The following is a 22,735-nucleotide window of genomic DNA, read 5'->3' as shown; positions in this document are numbered from 1 at the left end:
AATTCAATTGCGTTTTTTAATAATTTCTTCAGCAATATTTTTAGGTGCTCTTTCATATTTTAAAAATTGCATAATAAAACTGGCTCTACCTTGAGTATTAGAACGTAAAATAGTAGCATAACCAAACATTTCGGAAAGAGGAACTAATGCTTTAATGATAACAGTATTTTCTCTAGAATCTTGATTTTCTAATTTTCCTCTTCTAGAAGTTAAATCACCAATGACATTTCCAATATAATCATTAGGAGTAATAATTTCAACTTCCATAATAGGTTCTAAAATAACAAGATTGCCTTCATTTTTAGTTTGTTTTAATGCCATAGAAGCAGCAATTTTAAAAGCTATTTCAGAAGAATCTACATCATGATATGAACCATCAATTAAAGTTGCTTTCACATCTATCAAAGGAAAACCGGCCAAAATACCATTTGATAAAGACTCTTCTAAACCTTTTTTAACTGCTGGAATATATTCTTTAGGAATAACTCCACCTACAATTTTATTAATAAATTCGTTACCTTTATCTGAATTAGGTTCAAAGCGAATGATAACATGGCCATATTGACCTCTTCCGCCTGACTGACGAATAAATTTTCCTTCTGTAGTAGAAATTTTTGTTAAAGTTTCACGATAAGCTACTTGAGGTTGATTTACATTAGCTTCTACTTTAAATTCAGTTTTTAAACGATCTAAAATAATTTCTAAATGTAATTCACCCATGCCTGCTATAATAGTTTGACCAGTTTCACGATTAGTATAAATTTTAAAAGTAGGATCCTCTTCAGATAATTTAGATAAAGCAATTCCAATTTTATCTTGATCAGCTTTAGTTTTTGGTTCAATAGCAATCTCTATTACTGGCTCAGGAAAATTCATAGATTCCAAAATAATATCATCGTTTATTGAAGTTAAAGTATCACCGGTTGTAGTATTTTTTAAACCTACCGCAGCAACAATATCGCCTGCATATACTTCCTTAATTTCTTCTCTAGAATTAGCATGCATTTGTAACAAGCGTCCTAAGCGTTCTTTAACTTGTTTAGTAGCGTTAGTTACATAAGAGCCTGTTTTAATTGTACCAGCGTAAACACGAAAAAAAGTTAATTTACCTACATAAGGATCAGTCATTACTTTAAAAGCTAAAGCAGTGAAAGGTTCATTATCTGAGGTTTTTCTAATAATTTCTTTATTTTCAAAATTACAACCTACTATCGAAGAAACATCCATTGGAGAAGGTAAATAATCAATAATAGCATCTAATATTTTCTTAACTCCTTTGTTTTTAAAAGCTGATCCACATAAAACTGGAAAAAAATCAGCTTTTAAAGTGGCTTGCCTGATCACATTTTTTAATTTTTCGACAGTAATTTCTTTACCATTCAAATAATCCATCATTAACTCTTCATCATAATTAGCCATTTTTTCAATTAATTCTATTCTTTTATTTTGAGCTAATTCTTTCATATATTCAGGAATTTCAATAGTTTTAAATTTTTCATCTGAAGTACCTAAAAATTCAACCCCAGTCATTTCTAATAAATCAACTATACCTTTAAATTCATTTTCGGAACCTATAGGTAATTGAATAGGAGAAGCATTGATGCCTAGTCTTTGATACAAAGTTTTAACAGCATAATCAAAACTAGCACCAATCTTATCCATTTTATTAACAAAAATAATTCTGGGCACTTTATATTCAGTAGCTTGACGCCAAACAGTTTCTGTTTGAGGTTCAACGCCAGCTTTAGCATCTATTACTGCTACCGCACCATCTAAAACTCTTAATGATCTCGAAACCTCAACAGTAAAATCAACATGACCCGGAGTATCAATAATATTAATTCTGTGTTCTTTCCAAAAAGCAGTAGTTGCCGCAGAAGTAATAGTTATTCCTCTTTCTTGTTCTTGTTTCATCCAATCCATTTGTGAATCACCATCGTGAGTTTCACCAATTTTATGAATTTTACCAGTATGAAACAAAATTCTTTCTGTTGTGGTAGTTTTTCCTGCGTCAATATGAGCCATAATACCAATGTTACGTGTTTTTTCCAAAGGAAATTTACGAGGCATTTTTTTCTCCTTAGTTTAAATTACTTATATATAAATTACCAACGATAATGAGCAAAAGATTTATTAGCCTCAGCCATGCGATGTATTTCTTCTCTTTTTTTTACTGCTAAACCATTTCCAGAAGCAGCATCAATAATTTCTTTGGCAAGTTTTTGTTGCATTGTTTTTTCATTACGTTTTTGAGCAAATTGTACTAACCATCTTAAACCTAAAGATTGTTTTCTTTCAGGACGAACTTCAGAAGGAATTTGATATTTTTGCCCACCTATACGTCTAGAACGTACTTCTAATTCAGGCATAATGTTTTTTAAAGCTTCATCAAAAACAATTATAGGTTCACGTTGAGTAATTTCTTTTACTTTATTAAAAGCTCCATATAAAATAGCTTGAGCAGTTGCTTTTTTACCATCTTTCATAATAGTATTAATAGTTTTAGTAACTAACTTAGAATTATAAAAAACATCAGGTAAAACATCGCGTTTATTTATACTTTTCTTACGTGGCATATTAAGTTTATTCACCTATTTTCTTTTTTGTCTTTAAATTTTTAATAACTTTTAATTTTTATTTTTCTTAGAACCATATTTAGAACGACTTTGTTTACGATTAATAACGCCCTTAGCATCTAATATTCCTCTAATTATATGATAACGTACACCAGGTAAATCTTTAACACGACCACCACGTATTAAAACTACACTATGTTCTTGCAAAGTGTGTCCAATTCCTGGAATATAAGCATTCACCTCTGTACCATTGCTTAAACGAACTCTAGCATATTTACGTAAAGCGGAATTAGGTTTTTTAGGTGTCATTGTCGTTACACGAATACAAACTCCACTTTTTTGAGGAGATTTATATTTTTGAACTTTATTTTTTAAATTATTAAAACCATAACTTAAAGCAGGCGCTTTAGTTTTAACAATTTTATCAACTCGTCTTTTTCTAATTAATTGTGAAATAGTAGGCACAAAATTCTCCTTTCTGAAATTTAATATTTTTAACCTTAAATTTAGAATTGTATAATTTTAATCATTATAATTATATGTAATTATAACTATTTATTAAAAAAAAGTCAATAATTTAATCTTAAAAAATATAAAAATAAAATATATTTAAAAAATTAAATTTTTTTTATTTTTTTAAAAATTGTAATTATATTTGTTAATTATCTTTTATAGGATTTGAAGTTTTGTATTCAAAACTAGAAGTTTCTAAAATACCAGTTCCAGCAGGTATTAAACCACCTACAATAACATTTTCTTTTAAACCTTCTAAACGATCAACTTGACCTCTAATAGCTGCATCAATTAAAATTTTAGTAGCAGTTTGGAAAGATGCTGCAGATAAAAAAGATTCACTTTTTAAAGAAGAACTTGTAATACCTAATAATATCGGTTTTCCAGCAGCTAAAGATTTATTTTGTTTTAACATTTCAAGATTAGTTTTTTTAAATTTTTGAATATTAATTTCTGAACCTGGTAATAAGTCAGTGTCTCCTTCATAAATTATTAGTAAATGAGTTAACATTTTATGAATTATAATTTCAATATGTTTATCACTAATAGATACATTTTGCGCTCGATAAACACTTTGAACTTCTTCTAAAATATATTTTTGAGTTTCTACAATGTTTGTAGCTCTTAATAATTCTTTTAAATCAATAGAACCAGAAGTCAATTTTTGACCAGATTTTATTTTCATACCTTTAGAAACTAAAATTTCAGAGTTAGCATCCGCAATATAACGTATTTCTTGTTCTTCATCATCAGATAAAATTACAATTTCAGGATTTAAAGTTCTTATTTTTTCAATATTTTTAACTTTACCTTTCAACTCACTAATAATAGCTTTCCCTTTAGGTTTTCTTACTTCAAATAATTCTTGAATTCTTGGTAAACCTTGAGTAATATCAGAAACTGAAGCAACACCACCGGTATGAAAAGTTCTCATAGTTAATTGTGTACCTGGTTCACCAATAGATTGAGCAGCGATAACTCCTACTGCTTCGCCTATTTCTACTAGTTTATTAGTTGCTAAATTTATACCATAATCTTTAATACAAACTCCACGTGGGCAATTACAATTTAAAATACTTCTGATTTCTACTTTTCCAATACCTAAATCAATAATTTTATTACAAATATCTTCATTTACTAATTGATTTCTATAAAAAATAATTTTTTTACTTTGAGGATGTAAAATATCTTTACTTAAAAAACGACCTAATATGCGGTCACGTAAAGATATAATCTCTTTACCATCATTTTTAATAGCTTCAACATTAAAACCTAATTCACTTCCACAATCATCTTTAATTATAATAATATCTTGTGCAACATCTACCAAACGACGAGTTAAATATCCAGATTCAGCTGTTTTTAAAGCAGTATCAGTTGAGCCTTTACGAGCCCCATGAGTAGAAATAAAAAATTCTGATACAGTTAATCCTTCTATAAAAGAAGTCTTTACCGGAACTTCAATAATTTCACCTTTAGGATTGTTCATTAAACCTCTCATACCCATTAATTGAGTAAAATTAGAAATACTTCCACGTGCTCCACTATCACTCATCATAAATACATGATTATCTTGTTTTAAATCATTCATTAATCCTTCTTGAATCTGATCTCGAACTTCTTTCCATTCTTTAATAACTAAATTTTTACGTTCATAACTAGTTAAAAGACCGTCTTCATACCATTCTTCGATTTTAATAATATTTTTTTCTTTTTTTTGTAATAATTCTTTCTTTTTTGAATAAATATTGATATCTTCAAAAGAAATGGTAATACCCGCAAGTGTAGAATATTTAAAACCTAAAGATTTAATATCATCTAACATTTTAGAAGTCTCGATAATTGGCATCTTTTTAAAAAATATATTAATTACCATAGATAAAAATTTCTTTTTAAAAGGACTTGGAATTGGAATATCATTTAAAACTGTTTTTGGATCAATGCCCCTATTAATAAAATAACAATCAGGAGTTTGAATTTCTAAATTATATTTAGTAGGTTCATTAATATAAGGAAAATTTGAAGGTAAAATATTATTAAAAATCATTTTACCTAAAGTAGTAACTAAATATTTTTCTTTTTGTTCATCTGTAAAACTAGATGTAATACCGCTTGGTTTAATCACTATTCTTGTATGTAAAGCAATTTCTTTTTTCTCAAAAGCAATTTCAGCTTCTTGTAAATTATTAAAAAATTTACCTTCTTTACGATGTTTATATTGATGTTCTTTATTTTTTTGTTCAATATTAAAACCACCCTCTAGAATACGGCTTTTTTTTTCTTCAATAGTTAAATAATAATTACCTAAAACCATATCTTGTGATGGAGTTACAACAGGATTACCGTTTTTAGGATCTAAAATATTATTAGACATTAACATTAATAAACGAGCTTCCGCTTGTGCTTCTAAAGAAAGAGGTAAATATACTGCCATTTGATCACCATCAAAATCAGCATTAAAAGCTGGCGTTACTAAAGGATGTAAACGAATTGCTTTACCATCTATTAATTTTGGTTCAAAAGCTTGTATTCCTAAACGATGCAAAGTTGGCGCTCTATTTAATAATACTGGATGTTCTTTTACCACTTCTTCTAAAGCTTTCCATACTTGTTCATCCATTTTATCATAAACATGGACAATGTTAGTTTTGTCAATACCTTGTTCTTGTAATTTTCTCAAAACAAAAGGTTTAAATAAAATTACCGCCATTTGTCTTGGAATACCGCATTGATGCATCTTTAAATAAGGATCAACTATAATTACTGAACGTCCAGAATAATCAACTCTCTTGCCTAAAAGATTTTGACGAAAACGACCAGTTTTACCCCTTAATGTTTCTGATAAAGGTTTTAAAGTTTTATTTCTATTAATACTAGAATAATTTTTTTTATTAGGTTTAGTGTTATCAAACAAAGCATCCACTGCCTCTTGTAACATTCTTTTTTCATTTTTAATAATTAACTTAGGTGCTTTTTGTTGCAATTGTTTTTTTAAACGACTATTACGATTTAAAATTCTTCTGTATAAATCATTTGAATCAGTAGTAGCAAAACGACCACCATCTAAAGGAACCATTTGTCTTAAACCACAAGGAAGTACAGGAATAACATCCATAACCATCCACTCTGGTTTATTTTCTGATTTATTAAAATCTTCAAAAATCTTTAACCTTTTGATAATGGCGTTCCTTTTAGGTTTAGGAACTATTTTAAGATTTTTACGTAAAATTTTTATATTTTTTTCTAAATCTAAAGCTTGCAACATTGTTTTAATTGCTTTTGCTCCAGTCAAAGCTACAAAACTATTACTAAAATATTCAGAATAATTATTATATTCCATTTCAGAAATAATTTGTTTTTTATTTAATGAAGATTTTCCAGGTTCAATTACAATATAAGACATATAATAAACTATTTCTTCAATTTCTTTTGCTTTAATACCTAATAAAATAGATAAACGACTAGGTGAGTTATTAAAATACCAAGTATGTACTACAGGTGTGGCGAGCTCAATATGAGCCATTCTTTCTCTTCTAACTTTTGATTCGGTAAATTCTACATTACACCTTGAACAAATTTGTCCTTTGTTAACAATTTGTTTTTTAGAACAAATACATTGAAAATCTTTTACTGGTCCAAAAATTTTTTGACAAAAAAGACCACCAGTTTCCGGTTTTGAAGTACGATAATTAATAGTTTCATAATTAACAATTTCACCATAAGACCATTGTCTAATTTCATCGCTTGAAGATAAACGAATTTTAAAATGTTGATAATTTCTATTAGAATTACTTTTTTTAGAATTAGACAATACATTATTAGATTGTGAAAAAAATTTAATAGTATCACATTTATATAAAATAAATAAATTATTTAAATTATCTATGGCATCCATATCATTAAAAAATATTTTACTTAAAATATCTTTAGAAGTTAACATTAAAGAATTAAAATCTGTGATACCATTTTCATAAAGTTTTTCTATAACTGATTGTTCTAAATGTAAATTTTTAAAATCAGAAGGTAAAGAATATTCTTTTAATATTGGAATAATATCAACAAAATCTTCTTTTAATAAATTTTTTAAATCATCTAAATTAAAAGTATTAAATTCTTCTAAATAATTAATTCCTAAAAGTTTTAATTTATTAATAATTCGGTCAGAAATATTAATATTTTTTATTTTTGTTTTTTTTAACATCATTATCTATTATTAGAACCCTTCTTTTGGTTTTCAACTAAAGATTTTAATATTTCATTTTCTTTCGTTTTAGAATTAATTAATTCAACATATAAACCTAAAGCTTGAAGTTCTTTAGCAAAAACCCTAAAACTTTCTGGAATGGAAGGTTTAGGAAGTGGCAATCCGTTTGTAATAGCACTATAAGTTTTTTGACGTCCAATAATATCATCGCTTTTGATAGTTAAAATTTCTTGTAAAGAATTAGCAGCTCCATAAGCATAAAGTGACCAAACTTCCATTTCTCCAAATCTTTGTCCACCATTTTGATTTCTACCTCCCATGGGTTGTTGAGCCATAAGAGTATAAGGACCTATATTTCTAGAATGTAATTTATCTTCTACCATATGAGACAATTTTATCATATACATAACTCCGACAGAAATAGAACTATCAAATGGTTCTCCTGTTCGACCATCATATAAAGTCATTTTGCCATCTAATGATAATTTTGCTTCTTTAATAATTTTTCTTAAATCATCATTATTAACACCATCAAAAACAGGAGTAGCAACTTTAATATTAAGTTTTTGAGCAGCAATTCCTAAATGCATTTCTAAGATTTGACCAATGTTCATTCTACTTGGAACACCTAAAGGATTTAAAATAATATCTATAGTAGTGCCATCTTTCATATAAGGTAAATCTTCTTTAGGCAATATTAAAGAAATTACCCCTTTATTGCCATGTCTACCGGCAATTTTGTCACCTTCTTTAATTTTTCTTTTTTTAGCAATATAAACACGAATATTTTCGTTTACTTCGGGTGGCAAAATATCATTATTTTCTTTAGAAAAATATTTAACGCTTTGAACAATACCACCTTCACCACAAGGAACTCTTAAAGAAGAATCTTTATGTTCTCTGGATTTTTCACCAATAATAACATTAATTAATCTCTCATAAGCAGTTTGTTCTACCATACCTTGTGAAGTAATCTTACCAACCAAAATATCTCCTTCTTTAACTTCTGAACCAGGAATAATAATTCCTCTTTCATCTAAATTTTTGATTGCTTCAGCACTTACGTTAGGAACTTCTCTAGTAATTTGTTCTACTCCAGCGCCTTTTTTTAATTCTCTTGTTTGAATTTCATATTTATCAATATGAACCGAAGTATAAATATCATTTTTTACTAAATCTTCAGATATAATAATAGCATCTTCGTAATTATAACCTTCCCAAGTCATAAAAGCTACTGTAACATTTCTACCCAGTGCTAATTCTTCTTTATGGGTGGCCGGACCATCAGTAATAATATCATTTTTATTTACAAAATCACCATCTAAAACCAATGGTTTTTGTAAAATTAAAGTATCTTGGTTAGATTTAGCAAAATTAATTAATTTATATTCTGTTTGACAACTAAAAACATTTTTTTTATGTAAAATTTTAGCTTTTTCATAATTAAATTCTTCTTCATTTTTATAAATCACTTCATTATTAATTGTAATAGTTTTTTTAGGTTTTTCTGTAATTACAATTTTTTGAGCATCAGCATAAGTTACATAACCACTATTTTTAGCCAATATTAAACATCCTGAGTCTTTAGCAATTCTATGTTCAATGCCAGTGCCTACAATAGGTGATTCAGGAATTAAAAGAGGAACTGCTTGTCTTTGCATATTGGCACCCATTAAAGCACGAGAAGCATCGTTATGTTCTAAAAACGGAATAGACGAAGTAGCTACAGAAACAATTTGTTTAGGTGAAACATCAATATAAGTTATCTTGTCTATTTCGTGTAAGCCTGTTTCACCATTTTTTCTGGCAATAATTTTTTTTTCTTTAAAAGTATTATCAGAATTTAAATAAGTAACTGAAGCAATTACTTCTTTTTCTTCTTGATCTGCTGTTAAATAATCAATATGTTCGGAAACCTTAGGTTGCCCTTGTTCATTTTTTATGACCTTTAAATAAGGAGTTTGAATAAAACAATACTTATCTACTCGAGCATAAGTAGATAAAGAGGCAATCAGTCCAATAGAAGGTCCTTCGGGAGTTTCAATTGGACATAATTTAGCATAATGAGAATTATTAATATCTCTAATTTCAATTCCTGCTCGATCACGATCAATACCACCCGTACCTAAAGCCGAAACCCTTCTTTTTTGAGTTAATTCTGCTAAAGGATTAATTTGATCCATAAAATGAGATAAACGAGAACTATTAAAAAAAGTTTTTATAATAGCAGAAAGCGAAGTAAAATTAACTAAACTATTAACTGTGATATTATTAAATTTACTAATAGACATTTTATCTTTAATATTTTTTTCAGAAATAATTAAACCTAATCGAAATTGATTAGTTAAAAGTTCTCCAATTAAACGTAAACGACGATTACCTAAATGATCAATATCATCAGTTTTGCCGATATCTTCATAAAGATTTAAATAATAACTAATGCTTGCAATAATATCAGATACAGTAATATGTTGTTTGTTATTTTCTGATTGTATATTACCAATAACTTTAATAGTTGGTTTAGGATTCCCTAAATTATCTAAAATATAAACTTCTAAAACTTCATTAAAAACGCCTTTACGTTCTTTATGTTTTTGATATAAATCTTTATTACATAAAAAATATTTTGATACTTTATCATGAATAAATTGTCCGTTTTTTCTAATAATATTCATAACTTGTTCTGTTATTAAAGTATCTTTTTCAACTAAAATTTCTCCTGTTTTTATATTAATAATATTGTCTTTAATATATAATTCAAGAATTTTATCTTTATTATAATTAGCATAAGTTAATATTTCTTCATTAATTTCATTTTCTAAATTATTATCAGCATTAACCAATTCAAAAGTAAAACAATTACGTTTATTTTTTAATTTTTCAATTATTTCTTCATTCAAAAAAGTTTTCTTTGATAAAAATATTTCATTAGTTTCTGGATCTATTAAATCTTTAGCTAAATAAGTATTTTTAATACGTTTTAAAACATCTAATTTTTGATTAAATTTATATCTTCCTACAGCTAATAAATCATATTTTTTAGCATAAAATAATTTAGAAAAAATAAACTCTCTTGCAACATCAACCGGTACTTTTTCACCTCTATGTAATTTAGAATGTAATTCAATAATAGCTTCATTAATATTTAAAATTTGATCCTTTTTTAAAGATAAATCTAAAAATTTATTATATCCAAAAGTAGACTCAATTTTTTCTTTAGTATCAAAACCTAAACAACAAATAAATTTATTTAAGGGAATTTTTTTAGAACGATCAAGTTTAGCATATAAAAAATCTTTATTGCTTTGCTCATATTCAATCCAAGCACCACGAGTAGGAATTAATTGAGCTAAATAACGTATTTTAGAATCAAATTTTTTAGTAAAATAAATACCTGAAGAACGAACAATTTGGGAAATTACTACTCTTTCAGTTCCATTGATAATAAAAGTTCCAGAGGGAGTTATTAATGGTAATTCTGTAATTAAAATATTACTTTCTTTAATTTCTTTAGTTAAAACATTTTCTAATCTCGCTTTAGCGAATAACTGCGCATAATAAGTAATATCTCTGTTTTTGGCCTCTTCAATGTTGTATTTAGGTTTATCTAAATAAAAATCATCAAAATATAATTTTAAATCACCATTATTACTTTCAATCGGAGAAATATCTTTTAATATTTTTTTAATGCCTTCTTTTAAAAATAATTCAAAAGATTTAGTTTGAATTTCAATTAAATTTGGTAATTCAATATCGTAATTCATTTTTGAATAATTACGACGTTCAGTTTTTGTGCCGTATTTAATATTACGATATTCCATATATAAAAAACTCCTATAAATTATTAAATTATTAAATTATTATTATTCAAAAAAAATAATCAAATAATTTTTTATCATCTAAAAAAATAAAAATTTTGTTTTATATTTAAATAAACCTTCTGAAAGGTTAAATAAAAATAAAATAAAATTTTAAATATTATAAAATATAATAAATATTAAAAACTAAAAATTATTGAATTTCTACGACAGCTCCAATTAATTCTAATTTATTTTTAATTTCTTCTGCTTTTTCTTTAGAAATTTTTTCTTGAATTACCGCATCAGGAGTATTTAATAATTTTTGTATATCGTATAACCCAAAACCAGTAATTTCTTTTACTGTTTTAATAATTGGAATTTTATTACTACTATCACCAAAATCTTTCACTATTACTGAAAATTCTGTCTTTTCTTCTACTTGAATTTTGTTATTATCTTGATTTGAACCAGATACAAATAAAGCATTTGGATCTATTCCAAATTCTTCTTTTAAACCATCAACTAATTCTTTAACTTCCAATAAAGACATTTCACGTAAAGAATCAATAAAATTTTTTTTTGTTAATTTAGCCATTTTTTTATTATTTCTCCTATTTTTTTATTTTTGATAACATACAAAGACAAGCTGATAACTGCATTAATGGTGTCATCATGCCGGAAACCAACATAGTTAACAATATTTCCTTTGAAGGTAAAGAAGCTAAAGAATTAATTTCATCCAATGATGCTACTTTATTTTCAATTACTCCAGAAATAATTTTAATCATAGAATTTTTCTTAGAAAATTCATAAATAATTTTGGCAGGACTGATTAAATCTGTTGAACTATAAACCAAAGCCTTATTACCCTTAAAATAAGAAATTAAACCATCATAATTAGTTGCTTTAGCAGCTCTTTTCATAATATTATTAGTATATATTTTCATTTCACAATCAGATTTTCTTAATTCCGAACGTAATTCTGTAAAAAAACTAACAGGTATTCCTGTATATTCAAAAATAATAACAGTTTTAGCTTGATTTAATTTATCAGTTAATTGTTCTACAGCTTTAATTTTTTCTGCAATAATTAATTTCAAGTTCTTTCTCCTTATATTTTTTACAAATTTTTTTCAAATAAAAAATATTATATTCCGACAAAGAAAAATGAAACTTTAAATAATATTACCCAAATAGGGAAATATTAAATTAATTAAAAATTCCTATTTTCTTTAACACATTATTATTTTTGTAATAAATATTATTTATTAGCAAAAATTGGATTAATTTTAACTCCAGGTGACATAGTACTTGAAATACTAATATTTTTAATATGTAAATTTTTTATATTTTGTTTAGCCAACATTAAATTTTCATATAAAGTTTTAAAATTTTCTAAAATTTGTTGCGCAGAAAAAGAAATTTTACCAATCATTAAATTGATATTACCAGTTTTATCTGTACGATATTCAACTTTACCATTTTTAATATCTTGAACAGCTTTAAAAACATCATTAGTCACAGTTTCTGTTTTTGGATTAGGCATTAATCCTTTAGGACCTAAAACACGTCCTAATTTGGATAATTGTGGCATCATTTCTGGTGTAGATACTAAAACATCAAAATCAAACCAATTTTTAGAAATTTTATTAATTAATTCTTGTTCTCCAATATAATCTGCTCCTGCTTTTTTCGCTGCTTCTTGAGCTTCATTACTTTTAGCAATAACAGCTACTTTTAAAACTTTACCAATGCCGTGAGGTAAAACTATAACTCCTCTAATATTTTGATCAGCTTTATTAGGATTTATATTGAACCTAAAAGAACAATCAACCGAAGCATCAAATTTAACTGTACTAATTTGTTTAATTAATTCAATGGCTTCCTGAAGAGAATATAATTTATTTTTATCAACCATTGTTTTAACTGACAAATATTTTTTTCCTCTTTTTTTCATTTATACAATTCCTTTCTTAAACAAAATAAACAAAATATACTATTTTTTTATCTTAATTATTTTTCAACTATAATTCCCATATTACGAGCAGTACCTTCAATAATTTTACAAGCACTTTCTAAAGTATAAGCATTTAAATCTGGCATCTTCAAAGTTGCTATTTCTTTAATCTGATCAAATTTAATAGTTGCTACTTTATTTTTGTTTGAATTAGCAGAACCTAATTTAATATTGGCAGCTTTTTTTAAAAGACTGCTTGCAGGAGGTGTTTTTATAATAAAAGTAAAACTTCTATCATTATAAACAGAAATAACTGCAGTAACCAAATAATTTGCTTGATCTTTTGTTGCTTCATTGAATTGTGAACAAAAAGAAGGAATATTAACTTGAGCTTGACCTAAAGCAGGACCAACGGGTGGAGCTGGATTAGCTTTACCAGCTAGAATTTGCAGTTTTATTTTTTTAACAACTTGTTTAGCCATAATATATATATATCATCCTTTTTTATTACTAAAAATTTTTATTATTTTATTTTTAATCAAAAATATTAATTAAATTTTAATTAATTTCTTTAAATTGAGAACAATAAATTTCTATTGGTGTTGACCTACCGAATAAATCAATTTCAACAGTTACTTTTTCTTGCTGATTATCAACATGTAAAACTTTACATATTTGGCCTGAGAAAGAACCAGAAATTATTTCTACATTTTTACCATTTAAATAATTAAGATCATTTTTAGAAAGCATACCTATTTTCATTAAAATTGGTTTTATTTCTCTTTCGCTTAAAGGAACAGGTTTTGTATGATTATTTAAAGAGCCTAAAAAACCATTAACTCTAGGAACATTTTTAACTAAATAAAAAGAACGTTGAGTCATAATCATTTTAATAAAAATATAACCAGAATAAATATGTCTTTCTTTTTTCTTTTTTTTGCCATCATTTTTAACTTCAGTATAAAATTCTTTAGGAGATACAACTTCAATAATTGAATCTAACATATTCATACTATCAGCTACTTGTAATAAATTATTTTTTACAGAATTTTCACAACCAGAATAAGTTTGCAAGATGTACCATTTGGCTTCTTGTTTAATATTTTCATCTTTTTCTTTTTCTAATATTTTTTTTAAATTTATCATTTTGAATTTATTAAAACCGATAAATATTTAAATAAATATTTATGAATAAATTTATCAAATAAATACACCATAGAAATCAATATTAAAGTAAACAAAATTACACAAAAAATATTAAAAAAAATATCTTGAATAGAAGGCCAACTGATATGCTTAATTTTTAATAAAGAACTTTTCAAAAAAGGATAAATTCCTAATACAAGAGTAAAAAAAGAAACTCCAAATAAAAAATAAGCTAATAATTTATTTTTTTCATAAATTTTTTGATCCAGAAATATACCGATAAAAATAAAAGAAACATAAAATAATAAAATTTTTTTCCAGTCATATTTGTTTATGATAACTTCTAATAATTGATTTTTGGATTGTTCTTCGTTTTTTTTATATATCATATAAATGCATAATATCCCTTTCTCTTAATTTTTTATTATCACTGATTTTCTTTATGTAAAGTATGTCGATTGCAATTAGGGCAATATTTTTTCAAAATCAAACGTTTGGAAATGTAAATACTATTAGTTTTTGTATTATAATTACGATTCAAACAAATACTACAAATTAAAATATTTTTTTTTACCATAAAACCTCTTAAATAAAACAAATTAAAAATTTAAACTATTGATATATTTTTTTAAATTCAAAATAATTTAAAACATTTCTTAATAAATTTTACCATAATTTTTAAAATTTTATATTAAAATGTTTTTTAAAATTTCTTCTATTTGTTGTTCATTTAAATTGATAGAATTAATATTTATAACTTTCTGATTTATTTCTTTTTTTTTCTTTTCAAAGTCATTTGCAAATTGTTGTATTATTTCATCATTATTGTTTTCTTGGTTGTTTGTGTTTGAAGTTGATGAAACATTCATAATTTTCTTATAAAAATCTAAAATATTTTGAAAATAACAAAAGCTAATAATTTCCATCATTGATGAACGAATATTGGAATCGTAATTTTTATTCTGTAAAACAATATTTTTAATATCTTCAAAGCCGCTACCTAATTTTAAATTTTTTGAAAATTCTTTGATACTTTCATTATTTGCAATTAACGTTTCAGAATTTTGCTGTTTTTTAGAAATTTTTGAAAAATCTTTTATTAATTTGTCTCTTTCTTGTTGATTTACCGACATTCCTAAATCAGCAACCATAGAATAAGCTATTTGGTAAGCTTGTTGAAAATCATTAGCAGATCCTAAAGTAATATTTTCCGAACCATAAAATATTTCTTCAAAAATTCTACCACCTAAAGCAATTTTTATTTCTTGTAAAAAATCTGTTTTATTTTTTAAAATATTTTTGTTTTTAGGAACATTCATAGTATATCCTTGAACAGGCCCTCTTTGTTCTAAAGAAATTCTTTGAACTCTGTGTTCATTAATTAAAGCGAAAAAAGCATGGCCTAATTCATGAAAAATTAATATTTTTTTGTCGTTATTTTCTAATGCTGAAGAATTTTTAGGACCAAAAATAACTGTATCAATTGATTCAAAAATTTTATCTATTATTTCAACTAATGTTAAGTTTTTGCTGTTTTCTACTTCTTTTAATAATAAATCTTTAAAATTTTTAAATAATGACTTTATTTGTGCAGGAGTAAATTTAAGTTTAACCATTAAAGAAGATAAATCTTCTATTTTTGTTGAATAATCTGTTTCATTTTCATTTTTTAATTTAGAAAAAATTTCTTTAATTATACCATCATCCTTTTCAATAAAATATTCAATAATTTTTTTAATCATTATTTTATCAGGAAAATCTACTTTAATCTTTTTACCTAAACGCCCTGAACGTGTTAAAGCTTCGTCTAAAAATTTTTCTCTATTAGTAGATGCAATAAATACTACTTTGGGTTCATTTTGGTTATTGTTATCATGAAAACCATCCAATTGAACTAATAATTCATTTAAAACAGAATCATTTTTACTATTATCGTCAAAAACTCTGTCTTTACCAAGAGCATCAATTTCATCAACAAAAATAAAATAAGTTTTTTTCTTATCTTCTATAGATTTTTTTTTAGCTAATTCAAAAACACTTCTAATTCTAGCTGCACCAACTCCTACATATTTTTCTTGAAAAGAAGAGGCTGAAAAATAATAAAAATCTGCATATTTTTTAACTGAACCAGCTAAAGCCTTTACTAAAAATGTTTTACCAGTGCCTGGAGGACCATATAATAAAATTCCTCTTTCGATAGTTGATTCATCTCTATTTCCTTTAGCAAATTCGACCAATTTGTCCATTTCTGTTTTAACATACTCATAGCCTTGAATATTGTCTAAATTATTTGTTTCATCTTTAACTAAATGTTTTTCCACCCAAGATACTTCATTGTTATTCATTAAAGGATTATTATTATTAAATTGATATAAAAATATAATTATAGCAACAATAAATAATAAATTTACTATAAATGATAAAATTTTACTAATAATATAAAAATAAAAATTAATTTTTTTATTTCTTTCTTCTTTTTTTAAATTCATATATAATTTATCCAAACTATATTATATTTTTTAAATAAAATATGTAAATAATAAAAGTACCAAATAATATGCATAAGCCATGTTCTGTTCTTGTTTTTTTAACAAGTGCGATCATTTATCTCTATTTTTTAAAAAAATAGTATAAAAATTAACTTTATTTTTCAAAAGGAATTATTAATTCTCATATGCCCCTACCATATTTTGGGTTGTTAGCTTGAGGGGTTTACCGCGTTTCACATAATTATTTATAATTATCTCGTCTCTGTGGCACTTTATTTTTTCTTTTCATAAACTATTGTTTGTATTATATATAGTCCTTAGAATTGAAAAAGCCGTTACCTAATAAATTTAAGGTACTCTAAGTTATTTTTTTCTTAGACACAAACACTACATACATTCCTTTAAGTATGTGCTAACATGGACTTTCCTAAAATTAAAATAATTTTAAAAATTAATTTTAACCCTCGATCGCCTTCTATTAATTTGGTAACTATTTTAATTTTAATAAATTTTAATAAATTTTAAAATATTTATATATTTTTTATTTAAATACATCTTTTTTGGATAAATCAATTTGACCGCGTTCATTAATTTTAATACATTTTACTAAAATAATTTGACCTATTTTTAAAACATCTTCAACTTTATCAACTTTATAATTTTCTAATTTACTAATATGAATAAAACCTTCAATACCTGGAAAAATTTCTGCTATAGCTCCAAATGTTTTATCCATTTTATCTTTAACAAAACGCAAAATTTTTACTTCATATACATTTTCTACTTTAATTTTTTTTAAAAAATTTTGAATGTAAGTAACTGTTAAATCAACAATTTCCATATTTTGATGCATAATATAAATTTTTCCATCTTGCATAATGTCAATTTTAACATTATCATGTTTTTCAATAATTTGATTAATTATTTTACCACCACTACCAATAATATCGCGTATTTTTTCTGGTTTAATTAAAATCATCTTTACTTTAGGAGCATATTTGGAAACTTCATTGCGAGACTTATTAATTACTTTTTCCATTTCATTTAAAATCTTTATTCTATCTTTTTTTGCTTGTTCTAAAACTTTTTCAAAAATTTCTAATGTAATGCCTTTAATTTTAATATCTAATTGTAAAGCAGTAATACCAACTTTAGTACCAGCAATTTTAAAATCTATATCACCTTGATAATCTTCTAACCCTTCGATATCACTTAAAATAGTATAATGATTTATTTTATCAATATCATCAACAATTAAACCCATAGCTACTCCTGCAACTAAAGATTTTAAAGGTACTCCAGCAGACATTAAGGCCATAGAAGAAGCACAAATAGTAGCTTGAGAAGATGAACCATTTGAATCTAAAATTTCTGAAACTACACGAATAGAATAAGGAAAATCGTTTTCAGATGGTAAAACACATTCTAAGGCTTTTTCTGCTAACATGCCGTGCCCTATTTCTCTTCTGCTGGGGGCCAAATATCTACCCACTGAACCAACAGCAAAAGCAGGAAAATTATAATGAAGCATAAAACGTTTATCAACTTCATCTGATAAATCATCAATAATTTTACTTTCTCTTAAAGTTCCTAAAGTAACAATAGCTAAACTTTGAGTTCCTCCGCGAGTAAACAAAGCTGAACCATGAGTTCTAGGTAAAATATCAATACGAGATGTAATTGATCGAATTTCTGAAGAATTTCTTCCATCAGGTCTAATATTTTCTTTCAAAATTGTTTCCCTAATTATAGTTCTAACTAAAAAATCAAATATAATCTCAACTTCATTTAAATATAATTTTTGATTTTCTAAATCTAGTAAATTAAAATTATCTTTTTTATTATTTAAAAATTTTTCTTTATAATTTTCTAATACATTTTCTTTTAATTTTTTTAAAATATCAGATTTTTTTACATTATTAACATTACATTTGTTTTTTAAAATCATCTCTATTTCAGAAAAATATTTATCTTTTATTTCTACTTCTAATAAATTATTAACATTATGTAAGGGAATTTTTATTTTGGTTTTACCGATTTGATTAGCAATTTCTGTTTGAAACAAGCAAAGTTTTTTAATAATTTCATGACCAAACTTAATAGATTCTAAAAAATTATTTTCGCTAATTTCTTTAGAACTCATTTCAACCATATTCAAACTATCTTTAGTTCCTGCTAAAATTAAAAAAAATGAAGAATTTTCTCTTTGGGATAATGTAGGATTAATAATCAAATTATCACCAATCTTACCAACGCAAACACTAGAAACTGGTTCAAAAAAAGGAATATCAGAAATTAATAAAGCTAAAGAACTACCTAATAAAGCAATATTTTCGTTGTTGCCATCTGGATCACTACTTAAAACCATATTTATCAATTGAACTTCATTTTTAAAATTTTTAGAAAATAATGGTCTTATTGTACGATCAATTAAACGAGAACAAAGAATTTCTTGATCCGAAGGTTTTCCTTCTCTTCTTAAAAAACCTCCAGGTATTTTACCAGCAGCATATAATTTTTCTTGATAATTAACAGTTAAAGGTAAAAAATTTAAAGAATTTTTTTTATCTCCACAAACAGCAACACTTAAAATAACAGTATCCTTATAAAATAACATTACAGATCCATTAGCTTGTCTTGATATTTCACCAATTTCAATTCTTAAAACGTTATTTTCAAAAATAATTTCAAAAACTTTTTTATTATTATTTTTAGTATTTAAATCCATATTCAAAATCCTTCCCTTAATAATAATTAATTTTTATGCAAAATATTTGTAATTATTTTTAAAAATAAAAAAGACCTTAAGGTCTTAAAAAATTGAAAAATGTATAAACTATATAAAAATATGGCGCCTATGCTAGGGCTCGAACCTAGGACCCTCTGATTAACAGTCAGATGCTCTACCAACTGAGCTACATAGGCTTTTAAATTTTCTATTTGTTGATGGTAGAGGATGACGGGTTCGAACCGCCGACATTCTGCTTGTAAGGCAGACGCTCTCCCAGCTGAGCTAATCCTCTATAATTTTCAGCATTTCCTGGCGACAACCTATCTTGGCGCGAAAAATCGAACTATTGTCGGCGTTAAAAAGCTTAACTGCTGTGTTCGGGATGGGAACAGGTGTGTCCTTTTTAACTTAAGCACCAGGAAAATCTTTCAAAACTAGATAAATGGGTTAAAAAAATTAAAGTCAATGGATTTATTAGTACTAGTCAGCTGAAAACATTGCTGTTCTTACACCTCTAGCCTATCAACCTGATAGTCTTTCAGGAATCTCATAGGGAAATCTCATCTCAAGGGAGGCTTCATGCTTATATGCTTTCAGCATTTATCCTTTCTATACTTAGCTACTCAGCTATGGCTTTGGCAAACCAACTGAAACACCAGAGGTATATCCATCCCGGTCTTCTCATACTAGGGACAGCTCCTTTCAAATTTCCAACGCCCACGACGGATAGAGACCGAACTGTCTCACGACGTTCTGAACCCAGCTCGCGTTCCGCTTTAATGGGCGAACAGCCCAACCCTTGGAACCTTCTTCAGCTCCAGGATGCGATGAGCCGACATCGAGGTGCCAAACCACTTCGTCGCTATGAACGCTCGGAAGTGATAAGCCTGTTATCCCCAGGGTAGCTTTTATCCGTTGAGTCACGGCCCTTCCATACGGTACCGCAAGATCACTAAGTCCGACTTTCGTCCCTGCTCGACTTGTAGGTCTCGCAGTCAAGCTCCCTTTTACCTTTATGCTCTTCAAATGATTTCCAACCATTTTGAGGGAACCTTCGAACGCCTCCGTTACTTTTTAGGAGGCGACCGCCCCAGTCAAACTGCCCACCAAACACTGTCCCTCACAATCTACTTGTGGAGGTTAGATTTTACAAATAAAAAGAGTGGTATCCCAACGTTAACTCCCAAAAAACTAGCGTCTTTTGTTCACAGTTTCCCACTTATCCTGTACATTCTAATTATAAAATCAATATTAAGCTGCAGTAAAGCTCCATGGGGTCTTTTCGTCCTGTCGCGGGTAGTCGGCATTTTCACCGACAGTTTGATTTCACCGAGACTCTTGTTGAGACAGCGCCCAAATCGTTATGCCTTTCGTGCAGGTCGGAACTTACCCGACAAGGAATTTCGCTACCTTAGGACCGTTATAGTTACGGCCGCCGTTTACTGGGACTTCAATTCAATGCTTTGTTGTAAAACAACTAACATCCCCTCTTAATCTTCCAGCACCGGGCAGGCATCAGCCCCTATACATCACCTCACGGTTTAGCAGAGACCTATGTTTTTGATAAACAGTCGCTTGGGCCTATTCTCTGCGGCTTTTAAATTTTTGTTAAAAGCCCTCCTTATCCCGAAGTTACGGAGTTATTTTGCCGAGTTCCTTAACAAGAGTTTTCTCGCGCGTCTTAGTATACTCTACCTACCTACCTGTGTCGGTTTGCGGTACGGGTAGTTAATAAATTAACCCTAGAAGCTTTTCTTGAAAGTCTGACATCAAACACGTTACCTTCAAACCTTGTTTTTAATAAGAAAACGGATTTGCCTATTTTCTCAAACTTGGTCTTTCTACCTCAATCCATTAAGAGGTGCGTTTAGCCTACTTTGTCCCTCCATCAGTTTATTAACTAGTACAGGAATCTGAACCTGTTTGCCATCGGCTACGGATTTCTCCCTCACCTTAGGACCCGACTAACCCAGGGCGGACGAACCTTCCCCTGGAAACCTTAGGTTTTCGACGGATAGGATTCCCACCTATCTTTTCGTTACTTACACCGGCATTCTCACTTCTGACCTCTCCACTACTGCTTCCGCTATAGCTTCAGCGATGTCAGAACGCTTCCCCTACCATATAATAAAATTATCAAATTTTATTTATCCGTAGCTTCGGTATGATGTTTGAGCCCCGTTACATTTTCGGCGCAAAGTCATTCGACTAGTGAGCTATTACGCACTCTTTAAAGGATGGCTGCTTCTAAGCCAACCTTCTAGTTGTTTAAACATCTTTACTTCCTTTTCCACTTAACATCAATTTTGGGACCTTAGCTGACGGTCTGGGCTCTTTCCCTTTTGACCATGGACCTTATCACCCACAGTCTGACTGCTGACTTACTTTAATAACATTCGGAGTTTAATTGAGTTTGGTACTTCGAGGTGAAGCCCTTGCCCATTTAGTGCTCTACCTTCATTAAAATATTTAATCAACGCTAGCCCTAAAGCTATTTCGGGGAGAACCAGCTATCTCTGAGTTCGATTGGAATTTCACCCCTAGCCACAAGTCATCCAAACACTTTTCAACGTGTCCTGGTTCGGTCCTCCATTTAATTTTACTTAAACTTCAACCTGCTCATGGCTAGCTCACTTCAGTTTCGGGTCTACGACATGCAACTGAATCGCCCTATTAAGGCTCGCTTTCACTACGGCTCCGTTCCTTAAAACTTAACCTAGCTACATATCGTAACTCGCCGGTTCATTCTGCAAAAGGCAAGCCATCGTTCATTAACGAACTTTGACTAATTGTAGACACACAGTTTCAGGATCTATTTCACTCCCCTTCCGGGGTTCTTTTCACCTTTCCCTCACGGTACTAGTTCACTATCGGTCACTTAAGGAGTATTTAGCCTTAGGAGATGGTCCTCCCATATTCCAACAAGATTTCTCGTGTCTCGCCGTACTTTTTGATACCTTAGATTTTAACTTACGTTTAAAGGACTATCACCCGCTGTGGTGTTTTTTTCCAAAAACTTCAACTTCATTAAAATTTTATAACTAAATATGGTATCTGGCTGTTCCGCGTTCGCTCGTCACTACTAGCGGAATCGTTATTACTTTCTGTTCCTGCAGTTACTTAGATATTTCAGTTCACTGCGTTTTCTTCTTTGTTATAAAACAAAGATGCTAATGTTTTTAACATAGCGGGTTGCCCCATTCGGAAATCCACGGATCTTCACTTATGTACAGCTCCCCGTGACGTTTCGCCGTTAATTGCGTCCTTCATCGTCTCTTAGTGCCAAGGCATCCACTGTGCGCCCTTAATTTCTTCAATT

At 27.8% G+C, this 22,735-nt stretch carries 14 protein-coding genes, 2 tRNA genes, 2 rRNA genes and 1 other RNA gene; all 19 read right to left on the bottom strand.

Features of this window, described 5'->3' with window-relative positions:
- Positions 1-3 precede the first annotated feature (3 nt).
- The gene (fusA, locus tag ATP_RS02160) at positions 4-2,070 is read right to left on the bottom strand and encodes an elongation factor G (protein ID WP_012504540.1); all 2,067 of its coding nucleotides are present in this window, start codon (positions 2,068-2,070) and stop codon (positions 4-6) included.
- A gap of 35 nt (positions 2,071-2,105) precedes the next feature.
- The gene (gene rpsG / locus ATP_RS02155) at positions 2,106-2,576 is read right to left on the bottom strand and encodes a 30S ribosomal protein S7 (protein ID WP_012504539.1); all 471 of its coding nucleotides are present in this window, start codon (positions 2,574-2,576) and stop codon (positions 2,106-2,108) included.
- Between the two features lie 51 nt (positions 2,577-2,627).
- Positions 2,628-3,041, bottom strand: a complete 414-nt coding sequence (rpsL, locus tag ATP_RS02150) for a 30S ribosomal protein S12 (RefSeq protein WP_012504538.1) — start codon at positions 3,039-3,041, stop codon at positions 2,628-2,630.
- A 193-nt stretch (positions 3,042-3,234) separates the two neighbouring features.
- Entirely contained in the window at positions 3,235-7,293 is a 4,059-nt protein-coding gene (gene rpoC, locus ATP_RS02145) for a DNA-directed RNA polymerase subunit beta' (RefSeq protein ID WP_012504537.1), read from the bottom strand.
- Positions 7,293-11,114 (bottom strand): DNA-directed RNA polymerase subunit beta, encoded by a 3,822-nt coding sequence (gene rpoB / locus ATP_RS02140; protein ID WP_012504536.1) that lies wholly within the window; start codon positions 11,112-11,114, stop codon positions 7,293-7,295. The genes rpoC and rpoB overlap by 1 nt, the downstream gene beginning before the upstream one ends.
- A 190-nt stretch (positions 11,115-11,304) precedes the next feature.
- Entirely contained in the window at positions 11,305-11,688 is a 384-nt protein-coding gene (gene rplL, locus ATP_RS02135) for a 50S ribosomal protein L7/L12 (RefSeq protein WP_012504535.1), read from the bottom strand.
- A 16-nt stretch (positions 11,689-11,704) separates the two neighbouring features.
- Positions 11,705-12,193: a 50S ribosomal protein L10 gene (gene rplJ, locus ATP_RS02130; protein ID WP_012504534.1), complete on the bottom strand. Its 489-nt coding sequence runs from the start codon at positions 12,191-12,193 to the stop codon at positions 11,705-11,707.
- A gap of 161 nt (positions 12,194-12,354) precedes the next feature.
- Complete coding sequence (rplA, locus tag ATP_RS02125) at positions 12,355-13,050, bottom strand: 50S ribosomal protein L1 (protein WP_012504533.1); 696 nt, start codon at positions 13,048-13,050, stop codon at positions 12,355-12,357.
- A 56-nt stretch (positions 13,051-13,106) separates the two neighbouring features.
- Entirely contained in the window at positions 13,107-13,532 is a 426-nt protein-coding gene (gene rplK, locus ATP_RS02120) for a 50S ribosomal protein L11 (protein ID WP_012504532.1), read from the bottom strand.
- Positions 13,533-13,608: 76 nt separating this feature from the next.
- Positions 13,609-14,196 (bottom strand): transcription termination/antitermination protein NusG, encoded by a 588-nt coding sequence (gene nusG / locus ATP_RS02115; RefSeq protein ID WP_012504531.1) that lies wholly within the window; start codon positions 14,194-14,196, stop codon positions 13,609-13,611.
- The gene (gene secE / locus ATP_RS02110) at positions 14,193-14,585 is read right to left on the bottom strand and encodes a preprotein translocase subunit SecE (RefSeq protein ID WP_012504530.1); all 393 of its coding nucleotides are present in this window, start codon (positions 14,583-14,585) and stop codon (positions 14,193-14,195) included. Before secE ends, nusG begins: the two co-directional genes overlap by 4 nt.
- 38 nt (positions 14,586-14,623) lie before the next feature.
- Positions 14,624-14,773 carry a 50S ribosomal protein L33 gene (gene rpmG / locus ATP_RS02105; protein WP_012504529.1) on the bottom strand — a complete coding sequence of 50 codons (150 nt, stop codon included), beginning with the start codon at positions 14,771-14,773 and terminating at the stop codon, positions 14,624-14,626.
- Positions 14,774-14,882: 109 nt separating this feature from the next.
- Positions 14,883-16,685, bottom strand: coding sequence for an AAA family ATPase (locus ATP_RS02100; RefSeq protein WP_041186085.1), 1,803 nt, complete (start codon positions 16,683-16,685; stop codon positions 14,883-14,885).
- A gap of 68 nt (positions 16,686-16,753) precedes the next feature.
- An RNA gene (gene rnpB / locus ATP_RS02845) (RNase P RNA component class B) lies at positions 16,754-17,165 on the bottom strand.
- 61 nt (positions 17,166-17,226) lie between these two features.
- Positions 17,227-19,413, bottom strand: a complete 2,187-nt coding sequence (locus ATP_RS02095; protein ID WP_012504527.1) for a polyribonucleotide nucleotidyltransferase — start codon at positions 19,411-19,413, stop codon at positions 17,227-17,229.
- A 121-nt stretch (positions 19,414-19,534) separates the two neighbouring features.
- Positions 19,535-19,610, bottom strand: a tRNA-Asn gene (locus tag ATP_RS02090).
- Positions 19,611-19,632: 22 nt separating this feature from the next.
- Positions 19,633-19,708 (bottom strand) — tRNA-Val (locus tag ATP_RS02085).
- 15 nt (positions 19,709-19,723) lie between these two features.
- Positions 19,724-19,836 (bottom strand): 5S ribosomal RNA (gene rrf, locus ATP_RS02080).
- A gap of 33 nt (positions 19,837-19,869) precedes the next feature.
- Positions 19,870-22,734: ribosomal RNA gene (locus ATP_RS02075) — 23S ribosomal RNA — on the bottom strand.
- Position 22,735 lies beyond the last annotated feature (1 nt).

The organism is Candidatus Phytoplasma mali, assembly GCF_000026205.1.
In the GTDB taxonomy this organism is placed as follows: Bacteria; Bacillota_I; Bacilli_A; order Acholeplasmatales; family Acholeplasmataceae; genus Phytoplasma; species Phytoplasma mali.
This window is presented reverse-complemented; position numbering and strand designations above follow the sequence as displayed.